Below are 15,533 nucleotides of genomic sequence, written 5' to 3'. Positions count from 1 at the left end.
GCCATGGCCGATCCCGCTCGGGCACGCAAGCTCGCCAAGCGGATCTCGCAGATCGTGGCCTCGGCGATCGAACACGACGTCAAGGACCCGCGACTGGGCTCGGTGACCATCACCGACGCCCGCGTCACTGCGGACCTGCACGACGCCACGGTGTACTACACGGTGCTCGGCGAAAGCCTCGACGCGGAGCCGGACTTCGCGAGCGCCGCGGCCGCGCTGGAAGCCGCGCGCGGCGTCCTGCGCACCAAGGTGGGACAGGGCACCGGCGTCCGCTACACCCCGACGCTCACCTTCGTCGCGGACAGCGTCCCGGACGACGCCCGCCGCATCGAAGAACTGCTCGCGAAAGCCCGCGAGTCGGACGCCGAGGTGGCCCGCCGGGCGACCGGAGCCCAGCCCGCGGGCGACGCGGACCCTTACAAGGCTCCTCGTGCCGAAGAGGACGAGGAGCAGGCAGAAGAGGAGACGCGCGGCTGAAGCGATGCAGTCAAAGCCCGGTGTCACGCGACGGGGCCTGCTGTTCGGCAGTGCCGCGGCGCTCGTCTCCGCCTGCTCCGGGCGCTCCGCCCCGGTGGCTGCGCCGTCCTCGGCTGCCCCGGCCTCCAGCCCGTCGCCCCTGAAGGCGTCGATCACGATCCACCGCAGGCGCTCTGCGGCCCGGGGCCGCGACGTCGACGTAGTGCTCATGACGCCCGACGGCATCCCCAGCACCGGCCTGCCGGTCTGCGTCGCGCTGCACGGCCGCGGGTCGAACGCCCGCACCTTCATGGACCTGGACCTGCCCGCGGCCCTCACCGCCGCGGTGCGGTCCGGCGTCCGGCCGTTCGCGGTCGTCGCGGTCGACGGCAGCCACTACTGGGTCCCCGACGGCGACGACGACCCGCGCCGCATGCTCGCCGACGAACTCCCCGGCTGGCTCTCCGAGGCCGGCCTCCGCCCGATGACCGGAGTCCTCGGCATCTCCATGGGCGGCTTCGGAGCCCTGAACCTCGCCCGGCGCCGCCGCGACGTGACCGCGGTGGCCACCTGCAGCGCGGCGCTGTTCCGCACCTGGCCCGAAGCCCGCACCCGGCACATCTTCCCGTCCCAGAACGACTGGACGGCCGCCGATCCGCTGCAACACGTGGACGAACTCCCGACCCGGGGGCTCGGCGTGTGGTGCGGCGACGGGGATCCGTTCCTGGCGGCCAACCGGAAGCTGATCAGCAGCGCCAAGCCGGAGGTCGCGCGGATCACGCCGGGGGAGCACACGGCGGAGTACTGGCGGGGCGTGCTGCCCGAGGTGCTGAGGTTCGTCGGACCGCGGCTGACGTAGCGGAATCACCGGTTCGGGTAGCCGGGGTTGTGTAGGCAATTGGTAACACGACTATTGAACGTGTGGACAGCGATCGAGCGCCGGGAGCCGGCGCGCTACCCGGCAGCCGGTTCCGGCGGCAGCTTCGTGGTGGCGTCCGTGACGGCCAGCCGAAGCGCGTCCCGGCTGAGCCCGCGCACCGATCTGAGGTCGACGCCGACGAGGACGGCGTGCTCGAACATCGCGCCGGACACGTCGGCGCGAGCCAGGGTCGCCCCGGTCAGATCGGCATTGCTGAGGTCGGCGTCCGACAGGACGGCCTCGGTCAGATCGGTGCTGCAGAGACTGGCCCGGGTCAGCACCGCGCCACGCAGGTTCGCACGACGGCAGTTGGCACGATCGAGGGCCGCGGCGGGCAACTTCGCACCTGCCAGCTGCGCCGAGGTCAGGGTCGCACCCGTGAAATCGGCGCAGTCGAGCCGCGCCTCAGCGAAGTCCGCGTCGGTCAACTTCGCCGCAGCGAAGTTCGCGTTACGAAAGTCGGTCAGCCTCAGCTCGGCCCCGGCCAGTTGTACGCGGACGAGGTCGAGCCGTGCTCCCTGAGGAGGAGGGTGAGTGCGCAGCGCCCGAAGCGCGACTCTGACGTCCAGCGGCAGCGGTCCTCCCGTTCCTCCGTGGCTGCGCAGGAAGTCCGTGAGCGTTTCGACAACCCGGGCCCGGTCGCGAGGAGAATCTTCGTACATTCTTTCCAGGGTCCGGACCCCGCCTGCTCGCGTCGAAGTGCGCTCGGAGCCGAGATGGCCGATCGCCGTGGCATAGATATCGGTGACCTGCTTGTCGCGGTCGAGGAGAAGTTTCCTGACCGCGGCCCAAGCCGGGACGCTGATGCCGAGGGGAGCGAGAAAACTGGCTATCTGGCCGCGAATGCCGCTCAGGACGGCGGTTCGCTCGGCGACCGCGAGGCGTGCGACGTCGGCACCGCCGACCCAGGACACGAAAGGTCCGAGCAGGAACCACAACAAAGCGACAGCCCCGGCCGCTGCGGCCCCGGCAACGGCTAACGTCCGGAGCCGGCGGCGAATCGGGAGCCGCGCACCCCTCACCGCTCAGCCTCGCGGGAATCCGGAACATACCAGGCTCCCGCGATTTCCCCACGCGGATCGAGCCCGTACTTGCGGAACTGCTTATGGCTCCAGTCCGGCGCTTCCGAGGACGCGAGGTAGTGTTCGATGCGCCTGCTCGCACGCGGATGACCGTAAGCCAATGCGGTGCAGTAGAGGTCGAGCACCCTCCCCGGCTGGCCGACGTTGCGGCGGAGATCAGCCAGCAGGACATGGCATTCGATGTCGCCGCTGCGGACTCCGCGCTCCGCGAGTTCCCACGCTTTGTCACGGTTTTTCCGGGCCTTGTCACGGTTTTCTGGTGCTGTGTCGAGCTTTCCGTGCAAGAGAAATCCACGGGCGACGCCGGCTGCGGAGCTGAAATCGTCGTCCGCGATCTGCTGCTCGATCATCCGCTCCGCTTCGGCCAGATCTCCCAGTCCGGCGAGAGCCTCCGCCCGAAGGCCGGGCAGCCGGGCCGGCGGGCAGGTGCTAGTGGAACTGAGCAGCTGGGCCGCCTCCGCGAAGCTCTGGCGCTTTATCAAGAGGCGCACAGCCCGTTCTCTGGCCAGCGCCGATCCCGCGTTGGCTGCTTCGGAGTAGAGGCCGGAAGCCACGACCAGGAGGGTGGACGACGCGAGTTCCACACCGGATCCGCTCACGGTCGCCCTGTCGGTCCCGTCGGGCCGGACGTTGTCGGCGTCGACGAGCGCGTCGGCGACCCAGAGCAGCGAGTGGTTCCAGGAAACGTCCTCGCGCGTGCGATAAGCCTCGACCAGGTCCTTGGCGTAGACCTCCGCGATGTACCGAGCGACCGGAGCTAGCGCGCCGGTGGTCAGCGGGGCGGTTCCGACGTACCACTTCAGTGCTTGAGCGATCGGCTCGGAATACTCGGAATCTGAGGTTTTCCTGGCCTCCCCGAAGCCGCAGAGCAGCAGGGCGATCTCGGCGGGGTCCGGGGCGTCGCCCGCTCGCTGGGCGGTCCGGTAGCAGCCGGCGGCGTCGTCGAACAGGCCGTGCCGGGCGGCAGCGAGCGCTGCAGCGCCCAACGCCCGGGGTTCATGTTCGGCTGCCTCGTAGTAGCAGTCGAGAGCTTTTCGCGGACGATCCGAGGCGGAGAAGGCGTCGCCGACGGCGATCAGCGGTGCGGCATCGCCGTCGGCCGCGCATGCGAGGGCAAGTCGCTGTGCGGTCATCAGATCTGTGCTCAGGTTTACCCGCACTGCGGCGGCCACCGCGCCCGGGACGTCGTATTGCCGCGCCGCCGCGACCCAATCGAGCGCGTCTTCAACCTGGCCGGCCGAAGCCAGCACCTGGGCTCCGAGGAGGTAGGCGTCGTGCCGGCCGTGTGCGGTCGCTTTCGCCGAGAGCATTCTGATCGCGGCTTCGGGCCCGGCCGCGTCGACGGTCAGGTCCGTGATCATCGGCAGCAGGTCGAGCCCGGTGCGTTCGCCCAGTTCGGTCAGATAGCAGACCGCTTCGTCGAGGTGCGCCTGCCGGCGCTGCTGGTCCTCAGCCCGCTCGTCCGGCGTCAGCGGGATCCGGCGAGGCGGCTGCCTGGGGGAGTCCTCCCGGAATGCGATGCCCTCGGCCACGACAGCCGCCGAATGCAGATCTCCCTTCTCGGCGAGCCGCTGATGAATAGCCAGCGCTTTGCGCGGCTGCTTGAGCTGGGTGTGCGCTACCGCGACCAGTACCTCGGCGGAACGGTTTCCTTCGGCGACGAGCGGGCCGAGCCAGTCGAGGACGTCTTTGGGCCGCTTGGCGGCGAAAAGTATTCTGGCTCCTTCGCGGACGGCGGCTTCGACGTGGTCCGGATCGAAGCTGGTTCGCACGATCGTTTCGTACTGGCTGATCGCGTCGTCGATCCGGCCGGCCCTGGCCAGCATCGCGGCGAGTTCGGCGCGTGCGCGCGGGCATCCGTTCTCAGCGGCCCTCGAGAAGAACTGAGCGCTCAATTCCAGGAGGTGGCGTTTTTCGCATTCTTTCGCCAGGGCGTGGCAGTTTTCAGGATCTGCCTTCTCGAGCAGCACCGGCCACACCAGCTCGTTCGGCAAGACCAGCTTCGCCGCCCCGGTCACGAAACGCCGCTCGAGCGAGGGGGTGAGGCAGTACGAGTCCGTCGTCTCGCCGTGTTCCCCGGATTTCCGGATCAATACCGCGGCTCCGCCGTGTACCTGCTCAGTCAACTCGCTCAACGCTTCGGCGAACCACTCGGCTGAATCGGGCGTACGGCTTCCGAGAAAAGCTTGCGCGCCCTGACGCAAAACGTCGCGCGGCAACCATCGGCCGTGTCCTGCGTGCTGTGCCGCGATCAGGAAATCCAGCAGCGCGCGAGGTTCCAGGCCCGCGTCGCGGTACCGCGTGTGAAGTTCCGGTTCGGCGACGAGAGTCTGGATCACGCGGCCGTCCGGTGCGCTCGCCGCTGCTTCGGCCAGCCTCGGTTCAGGAGAATCGCGCGCCTTGCAGAGTTCGATCTTGGTGAAGGACTCGGCCACCCGGATGACAGTTCCCTGCCGCAGGAGAAGCTGGACGTTGGGACGGTCCGGGCCAGGCGATTTCCGGCCGGACGGCGCGTTGAGCGTTTTCCAGCTCTCGCGGGTCAGGGTGATCAGGATCAGGCAGGGGGCGCGGGTCTCGTCGCCGAGGAGATTGCGCAGGCATCGGGCGACGCGGTCGTCGAGTTCGCTGTCGCCGGACAAGAGGCACCGCTCGGCGGCCGGAAGCCACACCACCGTCCACGGAGCCAGCCCGCTCTCGTTCGCCAGCAGCTCTTCCGGGGTGCAGGGACTGAGTCCTGGCCAGATCTCCCAGTGGCGGAGGAGGAAGGACCCGTCGTCGTTCGCGCGGATCGCCTCCCACAACGCACGTTTCTTTCCCGTTGCCGGATCGCCAATAAGAATGGCCATCCGGCTCGTTCCGCCCGCGGCCGCCGTGATGACGGATTCCAGTTCCGCATCGTGTTTCCGCGGGAAGTAGATCGTCGTTTCCGGCACCGTGCGGCCGTACCTGCCGTCGTCGCTCAAGGGAAAGATTCCGAGCTGATCCGGAGTGCAGGTCGCCAGGGCGGCCGTGGGTACGGAGAGAGGGGTCGGGGTTGGCTGCGCTGTGGTGTCCATCTCTCGCCCGAGACTGCCGGACCTCGCCGCTGCCGCGCCACTTCCGGCCCGCGCTTTCGGCGAGCGGTCAACTCTGGGGGTTAAATGAGCGGCGAAATTCGCTCGCACCGAACCCTCGTTCACTCATTTCGGTGAACAATTCCTGCGTGCGGTAACGCTATTCCGCGATCGGTTCAGAGCGGCTTTCCCGCCACCACAAGATCGCGCACGATCGCCTGGTCCACCCGGTGCGCCAGCTCCTCGTACGGCCCGCCCGACCGCACCGCCAGCCCCGCCCGCTCCAGGATCGCCACCAGTTCCTCGCGCGGCAGCACGTGCGTGTTCCACGAGATCCCCAGCGCCCCGCCCGGCCGCAGCACGCGGTTCCACACCGGGACCGCCGCCGCGAGGAGGTCGCGCGGGCTGCGGGCCAGGCCGGTGTCGCGGTGGCTGCCGTGCTGCACGCCGTACGGCGCGTCGGTCACGATGAGGTCCACCGATGCCGGGCGAAGGACCTCGTCGGTCGTCAGGGTGTCCGCGTTGAGGTAGCTGAGCCGACGGATGCGGCCGGCCTTGTAGTCGTCCTTGTCGAACGCGTACTCGATGTCCAGCCGACGGCCGAGGCGGACCTTGTTGCGTCGCAGCTGCCCGGTCTCCGCGGTGTGCTTCACGCGCTTCGTGCGCAGCCACGTCTTCACGAACTGTTCGTACGCTTCGAAGTCGCGCTCGTCGACGTCCAGGCCGGTGGCGTCGAAGCCGTACATCACGGCCTGGTTGAGCGTCGTTCCGCGGCCGCACAGGGGGTCGAGCACGTGCAGCTCGCGGTCCGGCCAGTCCGCGGGCCGCGCGGTCGCCAGCAGGGTGAGGTTGAGCAGCAGCTTGGTGAACTGCTCGTTGGTCTTGCCCGGGTACTTCTGGATCGTCAGCAGGTCCGAGTCCGCCTTCGCCAGCGGGTGCACGGCAACCGGCCGCAGCACGCCGTCGCCCAGTTCGAACAGGGCGTACAGCGAGGACAGGTTCGACAGCAGCGCCAGGTCTCGCTCGCCGAGAGGAGCCGCGCAGGCGAATTTCACGTACCCGACGCCGCCGAGTTCGATCTCTTCGATCGCCGACACCTCGGCGGAAAGACCAGCGCCGAAGGCCGCCAGCTCGGCGCGCAGCAGCGCCGGCGACGACGCGGCGTACACGCGGTTGGCGGAAGGAAGAACGAGGATCACGTACTCAGGCATCCCGCAGAGCGTAGCGTGACACTTTGTGACAGCTTCCCTGGTACAGGACATCGAGGCCGCCGCCGCACTGCTGGCCGGGGCCACCGACGTGACGCTGCTCGGACACGTGCGCCCCGACGCCGACGCCCTCGGCAGCGCGCTGGCCCTGGGCCACGTGCTGCATCGCGGCGGCGCGCGCGTCCGGGTCGCTTTCGGCGAGCCGGACGAGGCCCCGGAAACACTGGCCTGGCTGGACGTCGACGGCCTGATCACCCCGGTCGAAGATCTCCCTCCGACCGACGGCCTGCTGGTCGCGCTCGACACCCCGACCCTGGCCCGCCTGGGCAGGCTCGCCCCGCGAGTCGCCGCGGTCCGCGATGCGGGCGGGCAGGTCCTGGTCGTCGACCACCACGCGACGAACGCCCGCTACGGCACCCACCACGTCGTGGACGAGACCGCCGAAGCGACGGCGATCCTGGTCACGCGGATCATCGAAACGATGGGTGCCGACCTGGACGCGGCCGCCGCTCGCTGCCTGTACGCCGGGGTGGTCACCGACACCAGCGGCTTCCGCCGGGCCAGCCCCGAAACTCACCGGATCGCCGCGCGCCTCCTGGAAGCCGGGGCGGACCCGGGCGAGGTAGCCCGCCGAATCGTCGACGATCACCCGTTCGCGTGGCTGCCGATGCTGGCGACGGTCCTGTCCGAGGCCAGGCTGGAACCCGAAGGGGCGCAAGGATTCGGCTTCGTCCACACGGTAGTGCGCGCGGCAGCCGCGGCGACGGTGCGGCTCGAGGAGGTCGAGTCGGTGATCGACGTCGTGCGCGCTACGCGGGAGGCGGGGGTCGCGGCGGTGCTGAAGGAGGCCGGGCCGGGTCCAGTGTGGACGGTCTCGCTGCGCTCGGCCGGTGACATCGACGTATCGGCCGCCGCCGCGGAATTCGGCGGGGGAGGTCATCGGATGGCTGCTGGGTGCACGGCGGAAGGCCCGACGGAGGAGGTATTGGAGCGGCTGCGTGTGGCGCTGGGGAGGGCACCGCTGCTGCGGGCTTCCTGATCCGGGCGGGGCGTTTGGCGCGGGTTCGCCAGCGCTCCTGGGGACCGCGTGTCGAAACGCATCTCCCTCGGCCTGCGATAGCCGTCCGGCGGGAGATACGGGCGCTGGTCTCTTGCTCCTAGACGCTGGCGGTCCGCTGTGCGCCTGCGGGCATGCCGCCCGGCATGCGCGCAGATGAAGCTGGGCTAGCAGAGCGTCCCTGCCCGAGACGCTGGTGGTCCGCTGCGCGCTCCCAGGTGTGTCCGTCCGTCGTGCGCGCGGATGAAGCTGAGCTAGCAGAGCTCCTGCTCGAGACGCTGCCGGTCCGCTGGCTCCCAGGTGTGTCCGTCCGGCATGCGCGCGGATGAAGCTGAGCTAGCAGAGCCCCTGCCCGAGACGCTGCCGGTCCGCTGGCTCCCAGGTGTGTCCGTCCGGCATGCCCGCAGATGAAGCCGAGCTAGCAGAGCCCCTGCCCGAGCCGCTGGCGGTCCGCTGCGCGCTCCCAGGTCTGTCCGTCCGTCGTGATCGCAGCCAAAAACCGACCGTCCGCCCCGCTGAAACGCCGGTTGCCTGCGCTCCCAGGCATGCCCGTCCAGCATGCCCGCAGCCAAAGCCAAGCCATCCGAACAAACCTCCCGCATCCCGGGAATCCGCCGCGAACCCAGCAGAATCCCCTTGCCCCGCAACCACATTCCCCACTCCTGTCACCCACCTCAGCGAACCGCAGCCTCCGCCCCGCCGGAATTGTCGGACCCGGTAGCTACTCTCGTCCCCGTGTCCGAAAACGCCACGACCACCGCCGTCAGCGGTGACCGCATCCCGCCCCGCCGAGTGTTCGGGCTCGCCGTGCCCGCGCTCGGCGTGCTCGCCGCCGAGCCGCTCTACGTGCTGGTCGACACCGCCGTCGTCGGCCATCTCGGTGCGCTGCCGCTCGCCGGCCTCGCGCTGGGCGGCGTGGTGTTGTCGCAGGTCTCCACGCAGCTCACCTTCCTGTCGTACGGCACCACCTCGCGCACCGCGCGGCTGCACGGCGCGGGCAGGCGCGCCGACGCGGTCCGCGAGGGCGTGCAGGCCACCTGGCTCGGGGTGCTGGTCGGGCTGGTGCTGCTCGTCGCGGGGCAACTGCTGGCGGGGCCGATCGCCCGCGCGCTTTCGGGCAGCGACGAGATCGCCGCGGCGGCCGTGTCGTGGCTGCGGATCGCGTTGTTCGGCGCGCCGCTGATCCTCGTCACGATGGCGGGCAACGGCTGGATGCGCGGCGTGCAGGACGCCACCCGTCCGTTGCGTTATGTCTTGGCGGGCAACGGAATCTCGGCCGTTTTGTGCCCGGTGCTGGTGTATGCCGCCGGTCTCGGGCTGGAGGGGTCGGCGATCGCGAACGTCGTCGCGCAGGTGGTGTCCGCGTCGATGTTCGTCGCCGCGCTGGTGCGGGAAAAGGTGCCGTTGCGGCCGGATTTCGCGGTGATGCGGGCGCAACTGGGTCTCGGCCGGGACCTGGTGTTGCGCAGTTTCGCGTTCCAGGCGTGCTTCGTGTCCGCCGCCGCGGTGGCCGCGCGCACCTCGACCGAGGCGGTCGGGGCGCACCAGGTGGTCCTGCAGCTCTGGACGTTCCTGTCCCTGGTGCTCGATTCAGTCGCGATCGCCGCGCAATCGCTCGTCGGCGCGGCGCTCGGCGCGGGTGCGGCGCGGCAGGCGCGCGGGGTGGCCAACCAGATCACCGGATACGGCCTCGCCCTCGGCTGTTTCCTGTGCGTGCTGTTCGCGGCGTTGTGGAGCGTCCTGCCGCACGCGTTCACGTCCGACCCGGGAGTGCTCGGCGAAATCCCGCACGCGTGGTGGTTCTTCGTGGCGCTGCAACCGATCGCGGGCGTGGTGTTCGCGCTCGACGGCGTACTCCTCGGTGCGGGCGACGCCGCCTTCCTCCGCACCGCGACGCTCGTCAGCGCCGGGCTCGGGTTCCTGCCGCTGATCTGGCTGTCGCTGGCGCTGGGCTGGGGATTGAGCGGGATCTGGACCGGATTGTCGCTGTTCATGGTGTTCCGGCTGGCGGCGGTCGTAGCGCGGTGGCGGTCCGGGCGGTGGGCCGTGGTCGGCGCGGTCAGGGAGGCTTGATGGCGTAACTCACGCGACAACTCGGTCGCCGCCGCCGACCGGCGGATGCGAGGGTGGGCGCATGCCGAAGTTCACCCAGGTCGACGTCTTCGCCGACGAGCTCACCCGAGGCAACGCGCTCGCTGTCGTGCACGGCGCGGACGCGCTGTCCGACGAGCGGATGGCCGCGTTCGCCCGGTGGACGAACCTCAGCGAGACCACGTTCCTGCTGGAGCCGTCCGACCCGGCCGCCGACTACCGCGTGCGGATCTTCACCCCGCACGGCGAGCTGCCGTTCGCCGGGCATCCGACGATCGGGTCCGCGCGGGCGTGGCTGGCCGCCGGGGGAGTGCCGAAAGCCGGGCACCTCGTGCAGGAATGCGGGGCCGGCCTGGTCCGGGTGCGGCGCGACGGCGACCGGCTGGCGTTCGCCGCTCCTCCGCTCCGCCGCGGCGGTCCGGTAGACGACGCCGACCTCGCCGCGGTGAAACGCGGTCTGCACCTCGGCGACGCCGACGTCCTCGACGCGCGCTGGGCGGACAACGGTCCCGGCTGGGTCGCGTTGCTGCTGCGCGACGCGGCGACCGTCCTCGCGATCGAGCCGGACTTCGGTGCGCTCGGCTCGTTCAAGGTGGGCGTCGCGGGTGCGCAGCCGGCTGGCTCCGAGACGGCGTTCGAGGTCCGCGCGTTCAGCGACGTCGTCGAGGACCCGGTCACCGGCAGCCTCAACGCGGCGCTCGGCCAGTGGCTGATCGGCGACGGCGTCGCGCCCGAGTCGTACGTCGCGGCGCAGGGCACGCGGCTCGGCAGGCGCGGGCGGGTGCACGTCGAACGGGACGGCGACGACGTCTGGGTCGGCGGCGACACAGTCGTCGGAATCCGGGGCGAAGCGGATCTGTGGTGAAACACACCCCGGTTACGGCTATGTCTCGAGGTTGCTGAGGCGATACAACAATCGAGGCGGCAGCGTCGTCGTCCTCCTCTGTCCGACGCTCGCCTGCTCTCTGGAGGAACCCTTGACGCCCGCCGGCCGCGCCCCTGTCCGGTCCTGGCTCATCTGGCTCACCGCGGTCACGGTGTACCTGCTCGCCGTTTTCCACCGCACCTCGTTCGGCGTCGCCGGGCTGAAGGCGGCCGAACGCTTCGGCGTCGGGTCCGCCGCGCTCGGCATCTTCACCGTCCTGCAGGTCGGTGTCTACGCGGCCATGCAGATCCCGACCGGCGTGCTGGTCGACCGCTACGGCCCGCGGCGCGTGCTCACCGCCGCCGTCCTGATCCTCGGCTCCGGGCAGCTGCTGCTCGGCATCGCCGACACCTACGCGCTCGGCCTGGTGGCCCGCGGCGTCCTCGGCCTCGGCGACGCGCTCACCTTCGTCAGCGTCCTGCGCCTTGTCGCCGCGCATTTCCCAGCCCACCGCTACGCGCTGCTCGCGTCCTTCACCTCCTGCGTCGGCTACATCGGCAACCTCGCCGCGACCGTCCCGCTCACCCTGCTCCTCGACGGTCCAGGATGGACAGTCACCTTCCTCGTCGTCGGTGCCGTGACGGTCCTGTACGCGGTGCCGGTCGTGCTGCGCGTCCGCGACACCCCGGAAGGCGTGCCGGAACGCAAGCGCGAACCCGTGCGCCCGGCGGAACTGGCCGCGCAGGTCAAGCTGGCCTGGCGAACCCCCGGCACCCGGCTGGGTTTCTGGGTGCACTTCTCGACGATGTTCGCGCCGAACGTGCTGACCCTGTTGTGGGGCATGCCGTTCCTGGTGCAAGGCGAGGGTCTGCCCGCCGCGACCGCGAGCGCGCTGCTGACCGTCTTCGTCTTCGGCTCGATGGCCGGCGGCCCGCTGCTGGGCGCGGTGATCGGCCGCTCCCCGGCGCTGCGGGTGCCGCTGGTCGTCGGCTACCTCAGCGGCGCGGCGATCGTATGGGCGGTGCTGCTCGGCTGGAACGGCCACGTCCCGGTGGGCGTCCTCGTCCCGGCATTCGCGTTCCTCACCCTGGGCGGCCCGGCGTCGATGATCGGCTTCGCCATCGCCCGCGACTACAACCCCCTGTCGCGCGTCGGAACCGCGACCGGAGTGGTGAACGTCGGCGGCTTCCTCGCGACCACCGTGACCGCCCTGCTGATCGGCATCCTGCTCCAGGCGACCGGCGGCAACTTCCGGATCGCGCTGCTGGTCGTGGTGGCCGTGCTGGCGTTCGGGGCGACCAAGATGCTGGTGTGGTGGCGCCGCGCCCGCGCCCACGTGTTCGCCGCCGAGGCGCGCGGGGAGGAAGTCCCGGTCCAGATCCGGAGGCACCGCTGGGACCGCGCACCGGAAGAGGCTGTGGCCGCCGCCTGACCGAACTGCCTCGACCCTTCCCGGCGACAGCCGCTCCGCCCGCAATGCTTGCTCCGGGCGCTCGTGAGTGGCCGTGCCGGTTCTAACCGGCATTGCCACTCACGACAACCCAGCCCGCCCGCTCAAGCCAGTCACCCCAGCCTTTTCGCCGCCCACACCCCCGCCCGAACCGGGCGCCGCCCGTGAAACCCCGGCTAGGTAGGGTTTCCGCCGTGTCTCGCCCGAAAGAACCGCGTCGCCCCGCCCCGCCGCCCGGACTGCTCATCGTCGACAAACCGGCGGGAATGACGTCGCACGACGTGGTCGCGCGGGCGCGGCGGATCATGGGCACCCGCAAGGTCGGCCACGCTGGCACGCTCGACCCGATGGCGACCGGCGTCCTGGTGCTCGGCATCGAACGTGCCACCAAACTGCTCGGCCACCTCGCCCTCGACCGCAAGACCTACCTCGCCACCTTGTCGCTCGGCCGGTCCACCACCACCGACGACGCCGAAGGCGAACCGCTGGCCGAAACCGATGCCGCGCCGGAGACTCTCGCCGCCGTCACCGACGAGCAGATCGCCGACGGCATCGCCGCGCTGACCGGCGACATCCAGCAGGTGCCCAGTGCCGTCTCCGCCGTCAAGATCGACGGCAAGCGCGCCTACGCCCGGGTGCGCGCGGGAGAAGACGTCGTCATCCCGCCGCGGCCGGTGACTGTGCACCGCTTCGACGTTCTGGGTCTCCGCCGTGAGGACGACCGGATCGAGATCGACGCGATCGTCGAATGCTCGTCCGGCACCTACGTCCGCGCGCTCGCCCGGGATCTCGGCGCCGGGCTCGGCGTCGGCGGGCACCTGAAAGCCTTGCGCCGCACCACAGTCGGGCCGTTCACGCTCGCCCGCGCGCGCACGCTCGACCAGCTCGAGGAGACCCCGGAACTGTCCCTGGACCTCGACGCCGCTGTCGCCGCCGCGTTCCCGCGCCGGGATCTCGACGCGGCCACCGCCAAGGCGGTCCAGTACGGCAGGCGCATCCCGGCTGCGGGAATCACCGGCACTTACGGCCTGTTCGCGCCGGACGGCCACGTGCTCGCGCTGGCCTCGGACACCGAGGGAGTGACCCGCTCGGTGGTGGTCCTCCTGCCCGCATAGGGTGGGGGCAAAGGCACCTTGCTCGGGGAGAGTTGACAACAGTGCAGCGGTGGCGTGGGCTCGGGGACCTCCCGGGCGGCTGGGGACGGTGCGTGGTCACCATCGGCGTGTTCGACGGCGTGCACCGCGGGCACCAGGAACTGATCAAGCGCACCGTGGCGACGGCGGCCGAACGCGGCGTGCCCAGCGTGGTGCTCACCTTCGACCCGCATCCGTCCGAGGTGCTGCGCCCGGGCAGCCATCCCGCGCAGCTGACCACGTTGCGGCGCAAGGCCCAGCTGGTCGAAGGGCTGGGCGTGGACGTCTTCTGCGTGCTGCCCTTCACCCTGGAGCTGTCGCGGCTGAGCCCGCACGAGTTCGTGCACGAGGTGCTGGTCGACCGGCTGCACGCGGCCGCGGTGCTGGTCGGCGACAACTTCACCTTCGGGGCCAAGGCCGCGGGCAACGTCGCGCTGCTGCGCGAACTCGGCCGCCGTTTCGGGTTCGTCGCCTACGGCGCGGAGCTGCAGGGCCGTTCGCTCGACGACGACCGCGGCGCCAACGACATCACCTTCTCCTCCACCTACGTGCGCTCGTGCATCGACGCCGGCGACGTGGTGGCCGCGTCCGACGCGCTCGGCCGCCCGCACCGGCTGGAGGGCATCGTCGTCCGCGGCGACGGCCGGGGCCACGACCTCGGCTACCCGACGGCCAACCTGTCCACCGCGCGGTTCGCCGCCGTGCCCGCGGACGGCGTCTACACGGCCTGGTTCAGCCGGCTGTCCGACCCGGACCGGCGGCTGCGCGCGGCGGTGTCGGTGGGTACGAACCCGACGTTCTCCGGCCGCGAACGCACCGTCGAGGCGTTCGTGCTGGACGTCGACGAGGACTTCTACGGCCAGCACGTCGCGCTGGACTTTGTCACCCGGTTGCGGGATCAAGCGCGGTTCGGCGCGTCGGCCGATCTCGTGAAGAAGATCGACGAGGACGTGGCCCGGACCAGGGAAGCGCTCGGCTCGGACAGCTGAGCGGAGCGCGCCCCGGGGCGGGCCGGACCCGGGGCGAATCGGGCGTTCCGGCCCGGCGGGGGCGTCCGGAGTGGCAAGATGGGCCGGCGGCGCCGGGCCGGAGGAGCACATCCCGCGGCCGGTCGCCGCGGGACGACAGCGCTAGGGGAGCGGAGCCAGGTGGAGGACCACAAGATCGTCCAGCGGAACATCGCGCTGCAGCGGCAGTGGTACGGGGAGCCGCTCGGCGATCGGGTGCGCAGGCTGGTCGTGGCCTTCGACGTGTCGCAGGCGTTCCTGGCCGAGGTGCTGGGGATCAGCGCGCCGATGCTGAGCCAGGTGATGAGCGGGCGGCGGGCGAAGATCGGCAATCCGGTCGTGCTGGCCCGGATGATCATGCTCGAGCGCAAGATCCTGGTGCCCGAGGTCGCCGCGGGCGACCGCGACGCGATGCAGGCCGCGCTGGAGGACGTGCGCGATTCGCGGCCCACCGTCGGCCGCGACAACATCCCGGTCAACTCGGACGAGAAGATCGTGCTCGCGGGCATCCGCGACGTCGCCGAGGACGAGAATCTCGCCGAGGCGGCGAAGCTGCTCGACGAGGACTACCCGGCGATCGCCGACCTGCTCCGCCGCGCGGGAGCCTCGGGCCAGTAAGCCGATGCGGTTGTTCTCCGCGCTGCGCCCGCCCGCCGACGTCGCGGCGGAAATCGCCGGCGCGCTCGGCGGCCGGGACCGGCTGCTGCGCTGGTCCGACCCGGCCGGATGGCACATCACGCTGGCCTTTTACGGCGAGGTCGACCCGGCCGGATGCGGCGCCTTCCTCGACCGGGCGCTGGACGGCCGGAAATCCGTTGACGTCCGGCTCCGGAGTTCGGGAACATTTCCGGGAGTGCTCTGGTTGGGAGTGGCGGGGGAGGACCTGCCCGGCCTTGCCGAAGCCGTGGCTTCCGGCGAGGACCGTCCCTACCGTCCGCACCTGACGCTGGCGCGGTGCTCGCGCACGCAGCCGCCCGCGGAGTGGGCGGAACGGCTCGCGGGTTTCCGCAGCCGCGTCTGGACCGCGGACCGGGTCGAGCTGATGGGCGGCGGCAGCCCGTACCGCACGCTGCGGACTTGGCCTCTGCGGCGCGGGTGAGGCTGTGCTGCCCAGCTAGCCGTACGCGCCTGAAGCCGCAGTTCAACCGGCTGGTAACCTCAGCAACCGGGTCCGGCTGCAGTCCGTGGCGGCCGTGACCGTCTCACCCGGCC

Annotated in this window: 14 protein-coding genes; 11 read left to right on the top strand and 3 right to left on the bottom strand. The window is 70.8% G+C overall.

Going from position 1 to position 15,533, the window contains the following annotated elements; translation table 11 throughout:
- Positions 1-3: 3 nt before the first annotated feature.
- Positions 4-477 carry a 30S ribosome-binding factor RbfA gene (gene rbfA / locus ACZ7OI_RS19415; protein ID WP_344284638.1) on the top strand — a complete coding sequence of 158 codons (474 nt, stop codon included), beginning with the start codon at positions 4-6 and terminating at the stop codon, positions 475-477.
- 4 nt (positions 478-481) lie between these two features.
- Complete coding sequence (locus ACZ7OI_RS19410; RefSeq protein WP_470265580.1) at positions 482-1,315, top strand: alpha/beta hydrolase; 834 nt, start codon at positions 482-484, stop codon at positions 1,313-1,315.
- 95 nt (positions 1,316-1,410) lie between these two features.
- On the opposite strand, the gene ACZ7OI_RS19405 is transcribed toward ACZ7OI_RS19410, so the two are convergent.
- Positions 1,411-2,037 (bottom strand): pentapeptide repeat-containing protein, encoded by a 627-nt coding sequence (locus tag ACZ7OI_RS19405; RefSeq protein WP_470265579.1) that lies wholly within the window; start codon positions 2,035-2,037, stop codon positions 1,411-1,413.
- Between the two features lie 54 nt (positions 2,038-2,091).
- On the opposite strand from ACZ7OI_RS19405, the gene ACZ7OI_RS19400 reads away from it, so the two are divergent.
- Positions 2,092-2,355, top strand: a complete 264-nt coding sequence (locus ACZ7OI_RS19400) for a hypothetical protein (protein ID WP_470265578.1) — start codon at positions 2,092-2,094, stop codon at positions 2,353-2,355.
- 38 nt (positions 2,356-2,393) lie between these two features.
- Here the strand turns inward: ACZ7OI_RS19400 and ACZ7OI_RS19395 are convergent, their stop codons facing one another.
- Positions 2,394-5,636, bottom strand: a complete 3,243-nt coding sequence (locus ACZ7OI_RS19395; RefSeq protein ID WP_470265577.1) for a hypothetical protein — start codon at positions 5,634-5,636, stop codon at positions 2,394-2,396.
- Positions 5,637-5,686: 50 nt separating this feature from the next.
- On the bottom strand, positions 5,687-6,721 hold the full coding sequence (locus ACZ7OI_RS19390) for a TRM11 family SAM-dependent methyltransferase (protein WP_470265576.1): 1,035 nt from the start codon (positions 6,719-6,721) through the stop codon (positions 5,687-5,689).
- Positions 6,722-6,746: 25 nt separating this feature from the next.
- Between ACZ7OI_RS19390 and ACZ7OI_RS19385 the strand changes: the two genes are divergently transcribed.
- The 8 genes from ACZ7OI_RS19385 to thpR all read left to right on the top strand — a co-directional run bounded on the left by ACZ7OI_RS19385 (position 6,747) and on the right by thpR (position 15,420).
- A complete protein-coding gene (locus ACZ7OI_RS19385) occupies positions 6,747-7,757 on the top strand; it encodes a DHH family phosphoesterase (RefSeq protein WP_470265575.1) in 1,011 nt (336 codons plus the stop codon).
- A 753-nt stretch (positions 7,758-8,510) separates the two neighbouring features.
- On the top strand, positions 8,511-9,848 hold the full coding sequence (locus ACZ7OI_RS19380) for an MATE family efflux transporter (protein WP_470265574.1): 1,338 nt from the start codon (positions 8,511-8,513) through the stop codon (positions 9,846-9,848).
- A 61-nt stretch (positions 9,849-9,909) separates the two neighbouring features.
- Positions 9,910-10,731, top strand: coding sequence for a PhzF family phenazine biosynthesis protein (locus ACZ7OI_RS19375; RefSeq protein WP_470265573.1), 822 nt, complete (start codon positions 9,910-9,912; stop codon positions 10,729-10,731).
- Between the two features lie 112 nt (positions 10,732-10,843).
- On the top strand, positions 10,844-12,163 hold the full coding sequence (locus ACZ7OI_RS19370; protein ID WP_470265572.1) for an MFS transporter: 1,320 nt from the start codon (positions 10,844-10,846) through the stop codon (positions 12,161-12,163).
- 212 nt (positions 12,164-12,375) lie between these two features.
- Positions 12,376-13,296, top strand: a complete 921-nt coding sequence (gene truB / locus ACZ7OI_RS19365; protein WP_470265571.1) for a tRNA pseudouridine(55) synthase TruB — start codon at positions 12,376-12,378, stop codon at positions 13,294-13,296.
- A gap of 41 nt (positions 13,297-13,337) precedes the next feature.
- Positions 13,338-14,303: a bifunctional riboflavin kinase/FAD synthetase gene (locus ACZ7OI_RS19360; RefSeq protein ID WP_354746819.1), complete on the top strand. Its 966-nt coding sequence runs from the start codon at positions 13,338-13,340 to the stop codon at positions 14,301-14,303.
- 159 nt (positions 14,304-14,462) lie between these two features.
- The gene (locus ACZ7OI_RS19355) at positions 14,463-14,939 is read left to right on the top strand and encodes an XRE family transcriptional regulator (RefSeq protein WP_470265570.1); all 477 of its coding nucleotides are present in this window, start codon (positions 14,463-14,465) and stop codon (positions 14,937-14,939) included.
- Positions 14,940-14,943: 4 nt separating this feature from the next.
- A complete protein-coding gene (thpR, locus tag ACZ7OI_RS19350) occupies positions 14,944-15,420 on the top strand; it encodes an RNA 2',3'-cyclic phosphodiesterase (RefSeq protein WP_470265569.1) in 477 nt (158 codons plus the stop codon).
- The last annotated feature ends 113 nt before the right edge of the window (positions 15,421-15,533 follow it).

Source organism: Amycolatopsis sp. NPDC114503 (assembly GCF_055633655.1).
The sequence above is the reverse complement of the archived record's forward strand: the minus strand, read 5'-3'. Positions and strand labels throughout refer to the sequence as shown.

Coding starts and splice junctions, on each gene's coding strand:
- ACZ7OI_RS19405 (WP_470265579.1), bottom strand. CDS start 2,037: ATGTACGAAGATTCTCCTCGCGACCGGGCCCGGGTTGTCGAAACGCTC.
- ACZ7OI_RS19400 (WP_470265578.1), top strand. CDS start 2,092: ATGGCCGATCGCCGTGGCATAGATATCGGTGACCTGCTTGTCGCGGTC.
- ACZ7OI_RS19410 (WP_470265580.1), top strand. CDS start 482: ATGCAGTCAAAGCCCGGTGTCACGCGACGGGGCCTGCTGTTCGGCAGT.
- rbfA (WP_344284638.1), top strand. CDS start 4: ATGGCCGATCCCGCTCGGGCACGCAAGCTCGCCAAGCGGATCTCGCAG.
- ACZ7OI_RS19375 (WP_470265573.1), top strand. CDS start 9,910: ATGCCGAAGTTCACCCAGGTCGACGTCTTCGCCGACGAGCTCACCCGA.
- thpR (WP_470265569.1), top strand. CDS start 14,944: ATGCGGTTGTTCTCCGCGCTGCGCCCGCCCGCCGACGTCGCGGCGGAA.
- ACZ7OI_RS19390 (WP_470265576.1), bottom strand. CDS start 6,721: ATGCCTGAGTACGTGATCCTCGTTCTTCCTTCCGCCAACCGCGTGTAC.